Raw genomic sequence first — 11501 nt, 5'->3', positions numbered from 1 at the left:
CAAGAACTTTGGGGGGGAAATTCCCGGGGGGAAATCCCCACGGCGCAAACGGAAAAGCCTAAGCCCCGACGCGGATGCTGGCAAGCAGGAGGAGAGCAAGTGTGTGAAAAGATCCCAGCACAACTAGCTCTACTGCGCGGCTGACGCCCAAATTTTCTTGTCCGCCGCTTCAATCAGCGGGGTGAACTCCGCCAATTCCGAGGCGTTGTTGCCTTGTTCGTGCTTACGAAATAACAACAGGTACGTCTCGTTCTGAGGCCGGTAATGGTTGAAGAAAAGTTCGTTTTTGCGAACGATTTGCTGCGAAAGTTCAATTTTGAGCTGGCGTGACTCGCCGCCCACCAAGGCATTCGACAGTCGATTCGCTAATTCGGCGTAGCCGGCGTCGTTGGGTGCCAATCCATTGACGGTGACTTCTTCGGCGCTGGGCTTCCACTGAATTTGAACGACGGCGGAATCGGTTTGTTTACCGACCGTCTGCACAATCTCGCGAGCTTTATCGATCGATTTTTCGTAGTTTTCGGTTTTGACGCCCGGCAGCGGGAAGGGCGTCACAAGGATCACGCGGCGATTCGCTTGTTGGATGTCATTGACCAATCGTTTCAGTCCATCGGCAAATCGTCCGATCGCCGGTTCACCGTCGCTTGCTTCGGCAAATCCGTAGGCCAATAAAACCACGGTCGGGTTGGCCACCTCGATATCGGCAAGCAACCGCGAATAGCCTTCACGCGGCGAATCAAAGCGTTTTCGGGCGTAGCCGTGCACGTCATCGCCAGACCAACCCAAATTTCGGACCGTCAATTTCCAATCGGGACGTCGGGATTGCAGTTGAGCTTCGAGCTGACCGTTGCTCTGCATCCGCTCGACGATGGTTCCTCCGACCAATGCTAATCGATCATTAGGGTTTAACAGTGGTTTCGGTGCTTCGGCTGATGCCAAATTGGGAATAGAAATGCCAATGACAACAGCAGCGAGACAAAAAAAAGAACGCATGGCGGGAATGGGATGCGAGGAAGGTTGGAAGGCGGGCAAAGCGGCGAGCCGCTCTCATCGAGCGATTCGCCCATAGTCTAGTTGCTCTCGGATCGCCGAGCTGTTGATTTTATCGAAATGTAGATTGCACTGGTGAGCCGTGGGCCGTAAGGCACCGGGTAATGCGTGGAACCCGGCCGCTCACGCGCGAGCGGCTCACTAAATCAACAGCTCGCTCCGGCAACTTACAGTTCCGATTCGATCGCTTTGACGAGTTCGGCGTCGTCGGGAGTCGTCCGCGGCGCGAATCGGTTGACCAAATTGCCATCACGGTCGATTAGAAACTTTTCAAAGTTCCAGCTGATTTTACCTTTGCCAGCCGGTTTGACGTCCTTGCTGGTCAAATACTTGTAGATCGGGGTCGCGTCTTTGCCGTTGACGTCCACCTTGCTGAACATCGGGAAGGTCACGTTGTACTTGGTCGAGCAGAACGATTTGATGTCGGCTTCGCTGCCTGGTTCTTGGCTACCAAATTGGTTGCAAGGGAATCCGAGCACGACCAAGCCCTTTTCTTCGTACTTTTTGTACAAATCTTGCAGTCCAGCGTATTGAGGCGTCAGCCCACATTCGCTGGCGGTGTTGACGATCAGCACCACTTTGCCCTCGTAATCTTCGAGGTCAACGGTTTCGCCATCAATGTTTTTTACTTTGAAATCGAGCGCACATTCGTGGCTGTCGTCGGCAGTCGCCATAGTCGTGAAAGCTCCAAGAATGAGGGTGGTGGCAAGCAGGAAACGCATCGAGAGGACTCCGATAGCAGGGGGGAAGCCGCCGTGGGCAGCAAATTTGTTTGTTTAGGCAGAGTATAGCGAGCGAGTAAGTAGCAACGAGCGTGGAGGTGAATTAATCTCTCATTGCTGGCTAAATAACGGCAGACTTACTTGACGAAACCACTTTCGATTGCCAGCATTTCGTGGTCAATCTGAATTTTACCCCCTCCTACGGACCGAACCGGCGCTATGGAAAACCGAAAACTACTTCTCACTGCAGGCTTTCTAGCCTTGATCGCTGCCGGTATCGGTTTTGCCGTGCGTGCGGGACTGCTTGACGTTTGGTCGACCCAGTACGGGTTCACTATGACCGAGTTGGGGCAAATCACCGGCGGTGGATTGCTCGGTTTCGGAATCGTCATCCTGTTGGCGGGGTTTCTAACCGACTGGATTGGCTACAAGCCGCTGATGTTGGCGGCGCTGGTTTGTCACGTGATTTCCGCAGTGTTGTTGTTCTCGGCCACTCCGGTCTTTAACGCAGCCGGCAAAGATGCGGTTTACATGATCCTGTTTTGGTCCGCGTTTATATTTGCGGTCGGTAACGGGATTTGCGAAGGGGTGATCAACCCGCTGACCGCCGCCATTTATCCCGAACAAAAGACTCACTATCTAAATATCTTGCACGCCGGTTGGCCCGCCGGTCTGGTCATTGGCGGTTTGATCGTATTTTTGAAAGGCAGCGTTGGCTGGGAAATCCTGCTGGCAACCTACCTGATTCCGACTGCGATGTACGGCTTTATTGCGGTCAAGGAACGGTTCCCGAAAACCGATGCTCAATCCGGTACCGTCTCTTACGGCGGCATGATTGCCAAGCTGATCGCTCCGTTTTTTGTCATTCTGTTGCTGACCCACGCCTTGGTCGGTTACGTCGAATTGGGAACTGATAGCTGGATCAACAAGATCACCAGTAGCATTTTGAAAAGTGCAACGCTGGGAACCGCGCTGTTCATTTACACTTCGCTGTTGATGACCGGTTTGCGATTCTTTGCCGGCCCTATCGTGCATAAGATTTCGTCGTTGGGATTGTTGTTCTTCAGTGCTTGTATCGGTGCGACCGGGTTGTATTTGATCAGCATCGGAACCAACGTTTACTTCATGTTCTTTGCTGCAACCGTGTACGCCTTGGGTAAGACCTTTCTATGGCCAACCATGTTGGGTGTTGTCGGCGAACGCTATCCACAAAGTGCCACCGTTGCGATGGCTTTGATGGGTTTTGCCGGAATGACCTCAGCTGGATTGCTGGGCGGCCCTGGAATTGGATACAAGCAAGACTATTTCTCGTCGCAGTACATCCAAGCAAACGCTCCGGAAACGTTTGAACGAGTGAAAGCTCCCAACGAGAACCAGTTCTTGGTCTTCCCACCGATCGTTGGTATCGATGGTGCGAAAGCGGGGATGCTTGCGGATAATGGAGCGACGATCGAGAATGAAAAGACGATCGCTGGCGATGAGTGGTCGAGCAAGAAGTTCGAAGGGCTTCGCAATCAATACGATTGGTGGCAAACGAACAAAGAGTATGCTCCGATTGATGCTGCTCCGACCAGCGAAGCGGCTCTTCACGGCAGCCGAATGGCGATTCGAGCCACTGCACTGGTTCCAGCCGTGATGGCGATTTTGTACTTGATCCTGATTTTCTGTTTCAAGGCACCCAAACATAAGGGCGATGCCTCGCTCGCCGACGAAGCTCCCGGGACCGAGCTCTAGTCGCTCGCTCCGAGGACTGCAAAGGAACCGACTCACATTGGTTCCTTCGCGGCTTCGGACAGGATTCAACACTAGCAAAAGCCGGCATCTTTCCCGATGTCGGCTTTTCTTTTGCCTGAACCGATTTAGTTTTACCACAACTGGCCGTTGCCCCCACTCAGCAAAAGTAACTCGGGCGGCTAGAATCCTGCTCGTTGACCCATTCCGTTTCCCTAGCCCCCGACCGATCTGTGCTACGCACCCATACCTGCGGACAACTCCGTACGACCGATATTGGAACCGAAGTGACCCTATGCGGATGGGTCGACAGCAAACGTGACCATGGCGGCGCCGTCTTTATCGACCTTCGCGATCGCTACGGACTGACTCAAGTTGTGGTTGGGCCTCCCGAGGCCGACGCGCAACGGATCGACGAAGCAGGCCGAATTCCTGCCGAAAGCGTGATTCTGATCAAGGGCAAAGTCGCCCATCGCCTGGAAGGCAAAACCAACGACAAATTGCCTACCGGAGCAATCGAAGTTCGTGGTGATCACGTCGAAATTCTCAACGCATGTGCCAACCCTCCCTTCACCCCAAGCCAGAGCGATTTGCCGGGTGAAGACCTGCGGCTGAAGTATCGCTTTTTGGACCTGCGTCGCAAAGAAATGCAGAACGCTTTGGTCCAACGCAGCCGCATCATCAAAGTGATGCGTGACTACTTTGCCGAACATGATTTTATCGATGTGGAAACACCGATCCTCGGTCGCAGCACTCCCGAGGGAGCTCGCGATTATTTGGTGCCAAGCCGCGTGCACGCTGGAAAATTCTACGCGCTGCCGCAATCGCCCCAGCTGTACAAGCAAATTTTGATGGTTGCTGGTTTCGATCGCTACGTCCAAGTGGCGAAGTGTTTCCGCGACGAAGATTTGCGAGCTGACCGCCAACCTGAATTCACCCAGTTGGACCTCGAGATGTCGTTCGTCGATGCCGACGACATCATGGCGCTGATCGATGGCTTGGTCGCTCGTACGGCCAAAGAAGTGCTTGGCAAAGAAGTCAAAACACCTCTGCCGCGAATGACTTATGACGAAGCGATGCGTCGCTACGGTCACGACGCACCCGATTTGCGTTTCGATATGGAAATCGTCGACGTCACATCGGTCGCCAAGAAAACCGAATTCCGCGTTTTCCGCGGTACCGCCGATGCCGGCAACTTTGTCCGCGGCATGAATGTTAAGGAAGCGGCAACCAAATTCTCGCGTCGCCAAATCGACGAGATGACCGAATTTGTCAAAGAATTTGGTGCGAAAGGTCTGGCTTGGTTCCGCGTCGAGGACGACGGCACATTGTGGAGCCCGATCAGCAAGAACTTGGACGAAGCCCATTTGGCTGAGATCAAGGAATTGATGAAGGGTGAACCGGGCGACTTGTTGATGTTCTTGGCCGATACTTGGGAAGTCACCTGCAAAGGGTTGTATGCACTTCGCAAACGTTTAGGTGCCGAGCTGAAGCTTTACAGCCCCGACCAACTCAATTGCAGTTGGATCACCGAGTTCCCGATGTTCGATCGCGATGAAGAAACCGGCACCTGGGCGGCCATGCATCACCCCTTTACCGCACCGCTTGCCAGCGACCTAGAGAAGCTGGAGAGCGATCCCAAGGGATGTCATGCTCAGGCGTACGACCTCATCATCAACGGCAGCGAAGCGGGCGGTGGAACGATCCGAATCCACGATTCCAAGACGCAAAGCAAGGTCTTTGATTTGTTGGGGATCGACGAAGCGACCGCCGAAGATCGTTTCGGATTCCTGTTGAACGCGCTGCGTTTTGGTGCACCACCGCATGGTGGGATCGCCCTTGGCGTCGATCGCTGGGTGATGTTGTTGGCAGGGCTAGAGAACATTCGCGAAGTGATCGCGTTTCCGAAGACTCAAAAGGCAGCCGACTTGATGACCGAAGCTCCGGGCGCAGTCGATTCGGGACAACTCACCGAACTGCACTTGCGTACCGTCGGCGTGAAGACTCAGTAAGGTCTGGAATTCGCAGACTGACGAAAAAAACTGAGTTAGTGGATCTTGCTAAAGATCCTGCCGCATGGGGATCTTTAGCAAGATCCACTACGGTGCATAAATCTATAAGTGCCTCTCCCGCAAAAAAAAAATCCCGCTCCATTGGAGCGGGATTTTTTTATTCTCGGGTCGAAATCGATTGCAAACGATTTGTTTATTGCGGTCGGCGGCTGATCCAGTTGTTGTCCGACAATCGAGTGATCGCTTTCTGCAAAACAGCGTCTTCACGGTCGGTGGTCATTTCACCGTTGGAATTCGGACGAGCGGCAATGTAAGTCGGTTCAACCGGCACGCTTGGGGTGACCCCGTTTAGGCTGATCGCTCGGCCGCTTGGCGAGTAGAACTTTGCGGTCGTCAAACAGAGTCCGAACTTGGCCGATTGCATCCGAAAGATTCCTTGCACGCTGCCTTTGCCGTAACTGGTTTCACCAATCACATCGCCACGTCCGCTGTCGGCAATCGCTCCCGCAAAAATCTCACTTGCACTCGCACTGTCGCGATCGATCAAAACGGCGAGCGGGATGTTCCACGTGTTGGGACGATGAGCCGTGTAGTCGTAGTTTTCACGAGCGTTGCGACCACGAGTGGTCACGATGCGTCCGTCGCCAAGGAAACGGTCCGCCACTTCCACTGCTGCCGAAAGCAATCCACCGGGATTGCCGCGAACGTCAAGGATTAACGATTTCATTCCTTGGCGGTGCAAGTCCCACAGTGCTTGTTCGATGTCACGCGTCGTGGTTTTTTGAAAGTTGGTCAGACGCAGATATCCGACATGGTTTGTGGTGTCGACGATGTGGACATTTTCAACACAAGGTACTTCCACGCGGCGGCGTTGAACTTTCAAGTCACGAGTCTTCCCGTCCAGTCCCAAGACACCAATCGAAACGTACGACTTTTCAGGGCCGCGAAGTAGGTCGGCGGCGTAGCCAGGGTCCGATGTTTTGGTCTCGGTTGTTTCGACACGAATGATGCGATCGCCACCAATCAAACCGGCTTCTTCGGCAGGACCACCGGGGATGACCGACAAGATATGAAGTGCGTTGCTTTCGGCTTTCAGTTCGATGCCCAAGCCAACAAAGTTGCCTTCGATGTTCGAGAACATTTCGTCAAGTTGGTTACCCGACAACAAACGAGTGTAAGGATCGAGCGTTGATACGGCACCGCTCATGAATTCCAAAGCGGTGGCGGCTGGCGACAATCCAATCTCGGATTTTGCCAACGACGAGACGAATGCGACGTTCGCTCGTAAGTCAAAGCGAGTCGCGGTGCTGCGGCTGGCCAATTGGTGATGCACGTTTTGGCGAAAGTGCTCGACGGCAGCCGGGTCGGCGTTGGCGAGCATTCGGCCAACAAACTTTTCTTCGGTCAACGCGACTTCGAGAGCCGCAGTGCCGTGAAGCATCACGCGAGCCCAATCGATCTGTTCGACATAATGGGTCTGCAAATTCGCCAAAATCTCAGCGTACAAATCAAGAGCCTGCTCACCCGACAATCGGTCAACCGACTGCAGATAGCTGTTGTCTTGGTAGCGACGGTTGACGTCGTAATGCAGCTTCGCGATTGTCAATCGTTGGTACAGCGACTTGCTGCCAGGGTGCTTCTTGGACGCGTCCTCATAATGACGAACCGCGTCGGCCCACAATCGAGCTTGCTCGAGTTCAAGTCCTTGCTGTACCGCCTGCTGTTCCGGTGTCACTGAAAACGTTTCAGCTTCGGTAACAACTTGAGCGGTCACGGGTGAGACAGGACCGAGTAGCAATACGCCGGCGATCAAGCTGAAAAAAGTTCCAGCGGATTGGCGACGATAGATCTGAGGGATCCGATTCATACGAGCAAAGTCCAGTGGAGCATCGTTCGGGAGGTCCCCTAAACATCAGGGAGGTGATGCTTAGATGAAGCTGTGCAAAGACGCTCAGACCACACAGCTACGGGAATATAGGACACAAAGGGTGCCTGGTCAAAAAAACGCTGCGGTGGAAAATAGGAAAATTTGTTACAAACCGACCAAGCCGAAAGGTGGCGAATGGGTCGATGCAAATGTTCCGATACTTCCGGTCAACTTCTTAGAGAGTGTGACCGCACAAGCGTGTTTCACGCCTGTTTCCTACCGCTGTGCCTCCACTGCACAAGAGACGACTCGTAGGTCGTCGTGGCTTCCACCAGAAAGATAGGCGTTGTCCAGTTCGCAGGCAATGAACTTTTTGTGCTCCGGTTGATCGTTTCGCTTTTTGGTCTTGAGTGTCTGTTTGTGAAACACAAGTTTCCCGGATCGCCAAGTCAATTTCTGCTGCAATGAGCGGTGTTTTACCTGCGAAACACGGGGGGGAAGGATTGCGGGATGCCGCGGAAAAAAAGATCTCTTTCACAAAAAGTGAATTTTTGACGATAATAGAGATATGGACTCGTCGGGCCGCGCCCGACCAGGTTCGGCCCATGCGCGTTCACTGATGCCAGATGCACCCATTCATGCGGGTCAGGCTCGGTTGACTTTCGCAGCTGGCATCGTGGCTCGCTGTGCAAAATCAACTCGACTTACCTGCACCACTCGTGGCTAACACCACGAGGCTCGGAAAGAGTCCGAGGAAAGTTGAGGGTTCAGGGATGAAGTGGCGATTGCTGCTAGCCGTTGTTCTCGGCCTGTCCGTTTCTCACGTGGCGACTTTTGCTCAAAGGCCGCCCGATGCTGAGCGTCTTTCCACGAGCCGAGCGTCGCCAGAGCTGGACGCGTTCTTTTCTTCCAGCGGCGTGGTCCGCTTTCAGTTGATTCAGGGGCGACTCGGACTTAACCCCATGTTGCACCGCAAAGGGGCACAACAGCGACAAACCGACGATGCTTTTGAAAGTATCACGGTGACCGCTGATCGCGGAATTCCATCACTGCACTACGTTTTGAAGCAGTCGATGAAGCGGCCATCTCATTTACCTTCTGACTTTTCCCAGATTCCATCGCACCACATTTCGCTTAGCGTTGATGATGCAACCGAAGTGAAAATTGAATCCGAGTTCACGCACACCGGTGAACGAAGCGTGTTGCAGCAGCCCGAATTCGGAACGATTCAGTGGCAGGTGAAGCGTGGCGATTTGCAGGAATCCTACACCGGAACGACTCTGTTCCATGTTCGTCTGCAAAATCCCAATGTGTTTGATCTGCATTACGCCGCCCTAACCTCGCGTGTCTTGCGTGGGAAATCGATTGCCGAGCTGTCGGACCAAATTCAACCTGCCATCTTGTCTGGCCGTACAGGCCTTCCCGAGGTGACGTTGGATCAGGTCGCCAAGTGTGTTGAGCAATTGCGTTCGCCACGTCACGGCGTGCGGATGTCGGCTCAGCAGCAGCTATTGAATTGGGGGACACCCATTATTCCGATGGTCCAGCAGATGTTTGCCACTGATCTCGAGTTTGAGCAAAGGGTGCGAATGATCAAAACCATTCAGTTGTTGCGTCCGAGGGTGGAAGATACGCCTCGTTCGTTGGCAATGTTGGTGGTCAATGATCGCGAGTTTTGGTCGTTAACCCAAAGTCGCTTGAATCAATACGAATGGATCGCGGTGAACCAGCATCTGCAGCAAGTCGGACTGTCCGAGTTGCAGCAGGAGGGATCGTCATTCATTCAAGTCGCAAGCCAGCCACGCTGATTGCAGTGTGGTTGATCGCCTGTGATCACCCACCATTGCATATAAGCCTGACACGCAAGTTTTGAAGTTGCTTAATTTGCTGTCGCGGAGCGACAGTTTTAGATAGTCTCGGACTTTAGTCCGAGCGATTTTCCCCGATATCAATCGAGTCCCAGCGGGACATTTTGTGTTTCGATCGCTCGCCAAAGAACGTCGCTCCGCGACTTGATGCCTATCAGTGAACCAATACCCTGGACTAAAGTCCAAGGCTATCCCACAAAGTGCCTCCGGCACAAAAACAGCAACTGCAAAACACGCAAGCGAGGGAATGCAATCCAGCGTGTCCATCCGTGTTCCTGGCTTGCGTATCGGGCTGGTAGGGTGGGTTGTTTTCGCCCGACTGTCTTATTGCACGATGTTTCGTCTAGCGAGTCGCAAATCGCCGTTGGTGATTTCTTCGCCGCTCATCAATGCGTGCAGCTTCATTTCCACCGTGCGTTCGCCTCCCTCTTCGAGTCCCGGAGGGCTGCCCCAGAATAGTCGGCGGTTGTCAGTGGTCGTGATTTCCAGCTGCGGGACATTGTTTTGTCGGGCGTCGCCGTGCACACCGATCGCACGCACCTTGGCTTGTTCACGAACCGGTGACAAGATGCCCGCCAAGCCAGCTGCCGCTTCGACCCGGCTGTCGCCAAAAAGTCCGCCGACCACTCCGGTCGGATAGACACTGGGAACTTCGATATGGATGTAGTCGAATATCTCTGATGAAGCAAACTCTAACATGGGCAGAACGATGCCAGAACTATCGACGGGAATAAAGAGATTGCGTGAATCGCTTTGGTCGGGTTTAACTACAAGCACCATGGCTACTGGGCGGCGGTAGTCGAGGTGAACGTCGACTTTGCCGCCAGGCAATTTGCGGACACTGATCACGCGATTGACCCACGGGTGAGTGGAAAAAGCCGACGCAATTTTTGCAGTGGCTTGTACATCCAAAAGCGAAAGTTGATCGAGCGCCGTATCGCGGAAAACCGTGCTGGTAATATCGGTACGGACGTAGGTCGGAGGTTCGGTGATGTAGATGTTTTCGAGCTGGACGCCATAGAATTGGGTGGCGACATGCTCGGCACCCCAGCGATCCCAGGCGACATAGCCGCCCACAATCAGCAAGACGGGCCAGATAAAGGATAGCGACGCGGGAGCCACAATCAGCCGCCGGATCATATCGCGAATCGGGCGGGGGCGGTCTTCGCGATTCGATTTCATCGCCACCGTACTTGCCTCTTACAATCCATTGTTGATTCGTTGCGAAATGCATCTCACTCGGTTGTAGCTGAAGCTTTGTCCAGCAACTGAGTGATAAATCCCACGGTAACGCGGTGGGTTAACCCACATCTCTACCAAATCTGCAGATTCAATTGCAAGTCGATCCCAGTTTGCAGCAACACTTGTTCACGTACCCGTTCGATCAAACGCAAGCATTGTTCGCTGGTGGCACCGGTGTGGGCGATCAGATATTGAGGGTGGTTCGCATCGAGTGAAACGTCCCCCTCACGGACTCCTGCGAGACCACAGTTTTGAATCAGCGTGTTTGCTGGCATTCCATCAGGATCGACAAATGGCGTCGCAATACGTCGCTGTTCACTCGGACGGTCTGCATTTCGGCTGATCCACAGCTTTTGCATCCGTTTGGTTAGTGCCGACACATCGCGTGGTTCAAGGGCAAAGGTGACTTTCAGCACCCCGAGACCGTTCAGAGCCGTTTTACGGTGCGAGAAGCCCGCTTCGTGTTGATTCAATTCTCGCGTCGAGCCATCGCTTTCGATCACGGTGATGCTTTCGACGACCGACCCAATGTCACGGCCTCCGTTGGACACATTTCCAACGACCGCTCCACCCACCGAACCGGGAATTCCGACGAGATGCTCGAGTCCGCCCAACCCAGCCCCCACCGACTTGATGACGGCATGGGACAGTTTTGCGCCGGCGCCGGCGATCAGTCGATTGTCTTGGATTTCTAATTCGCTTGTGGCGGCTGCGGCGAGCGAAATGACGAGGCCATCAAAGCCTGATTCGCGTACCAGGACGTTGCTGCCGCCGCCCAGGATGCGGATTGCCAGACCGGCCTGCGTTGCTTCGCGGTAAACGCGTTGCAGTTCGGCTTCGTCGACTGGTTCAGCGAAAAAACGCGCAGGGCCACCGATTCCAAGCCAAACCAATGGCGAAAGTGGCTCGTCGGTGCGAATCAGATGGTCCAAATCCTCAGAGAAGCTCATGCTTTGTGTCTGCCTTTCCAGTTTCCTATTGGGTCGATAAGCACACAGAATAACCGAAA

Annotated in this window: 8 protein-coding genes; 3 read left to right on the top strand and 5 right to left on the bottom strand. The window is 53.8% G+C overall.

Going from position 1 to position 11501, the window contains the following annotated elements:
• Nucleotides 1-129: 129 nt before the first annotated feature.
• Nucleotides 130-993, bottom strand: a complete 864-nt coding sequence (locus SH528x_RS28945; protein WP_442506915.1) for a GDSL-type esterase/lipase family protein — start codon at nucleotides 991-993, stop codon at nucleotides 130-132.
• Nucleotides 994-1217: 224 nt separating this feature from the next.
• Nucleotides 1218-1724, bottom strand: a complete 507-nt coding sequence (locus tag SH528x_RS28940) for a glutathione peroxidase (RefSeq protein ID WP_442506914.1) — start codon at nucleotides 1722-1724, stop codon at nucleotides 1218-1220.
• A gap of 267 nt (nucleotides 1725-1991) precedes the next feature.
• Between SH528x_RS28940 and SH528x_RS28935 the strand changes: the two genes are divergently transcribed.
• Nucleotides 1992-3506 carry an MFS transporter gene (locus tag SH528x_RS28935; RefSeq protein WP_442506913.1) on the top strand — a complete coding sequence of 505 codons (1515 nt, stop codon included), beginning with the start codon at nucleotides 1992-1994 and terminating at the stop codon, nucleotides 3504-3506.
• 230 nt (nucleotides 3507-3736) lie between these two features.
• Complete coding sequence (gene aspS, locus SH528x_RS28930) at nucleotides 3737-5515, top strand: aspartate--tRNA ligase (RefSeq protein WP_442506912.1); 1779 nt, start codon at nucleotides 3737-3739, stop codon at nucleotides 5513-5515.
• A gap of 193 nt (nucleotides 5516-5708) precedes the next feature.
• Here the strand turns inward: aspS and SH528x_RS28925 are convergent, their stop codons facing one another.
• Nucleotides 5709-7382, bottom strand: a complete 1674-nt coding sequence (locus SH528x_RS28925; protein WP_442506911.1) for a S41 family peptidase — start codon at nucleotides 7380-7382, stop codon at nucleotides 5709-5711.
• A 773-nt stretch (nucleotides 7383-8155) separates the two neighbouring features.
• Between SH528x_RS28925 and SH528x_RS28920 the strand changes: the two genes are divergently transcribed.
• Nucleotides 8156-9190, top strand: a complete 1035-nt coding sequence (locus tag SH528x_RS28920) for a hypothetical protein (RefSeq protein ID WP_442506910.1) — start codon at nucleotides 8156-8158, stop codon at nucleotides 9188-9190.
• A 384-nt stretch (nucleotides 9191-9574) separates the two neighbouring features.
• Here SH528x_RS28920 and SH528x_RS28915 read toward each other — a convergent pair whose 3' ends face one another.
• Entirely contained in the window at nucleotides 9575-10432 is an 858-nt protein-coding gene (locus tag SH528x_RS28915) for a cell division protein FtsQ/DivIB (protein WP_442506909.1), read from the bottom strand.
• A 131-nt stretch (nucleotides 10433-10563) separates the two neighbouring features.
• Nucleotides 10564-11442 carry a UDP-N-acetylmuramate dehydrogenase gene (locus tag SH528x_RS28910; RefSeq protein WP_442506908.1) on the bottom strand — a complete coding sequence of 293 codons (879 nt, stop codon included), beginning with the start codon at nucleotides 11440-11442 and terminating at the stop codon, nucleotides 10564-10566.
• Between the last annotated feature and the right edge of the window lie 59 nt (nucleotides 11443-11501).

The organism is Novipirellula methanifontis (genome assembly GCF_052161655.1).
Taxonomy (GTDB): Bacteria; Planctomycetota; Planctomycetia; order Pirellulales; family Pirellulaceae; genus Novipirellula.
This window is presented reverse-complemented; position numbering and strand designations above follow the sequence as displayed.

Coding starts and splice junctions, on each gene's coding strand:
- SH528x_RS28945 (WP_442506915.1), bottom strand. CDS start 993: ATGCGTTCTTTTTTTTGTCTCGCTGCTGTTGTCATTGGCATTTCTATT.
- SH528x_RS28940 (WP_442506914.1), bottom strand. CDS start 1,724: ATGGCGACTGCCGACGACAGCCACGAATGTGCGCTCGATTTCAAAGTA.
- SH528x_RS28935 (WP_442506913.1), top strand. CDS start 1,992: ATGGAAAACCGAAAACTACTTCTCACTGCAGGCTTTCTAGCCTTGATC.
- SH528x_RS28925 (WP_442506911.1), bottom strand. CDS start 7,382: ATGAATCGGATCCCTCAGATCTATCGTCGCCAATCCGCTGGAACTTTT.
- SH528x_RS28920 (WP_442506910.1), top strand. CDS start 8,156: ATGAAGTGGCGATTGCTGCTAGCCGTTGTTCTCGGCCTGTCCGTTTCT.
- SH528x_RS28915 (WP_442506909.1), bottom strand. CDS start 10,432: ATGAAATCGAATCGCGAAGACCGCCCCCGCCCGATTCGCGATATGATC.
- SH528x_RS28910 (WP_442506908.1), bottom strand. CDS start 11,442: ATGAGCTTCTCTGAGGATTTGGACCATCTGATTCGCACCGACGAGCCA.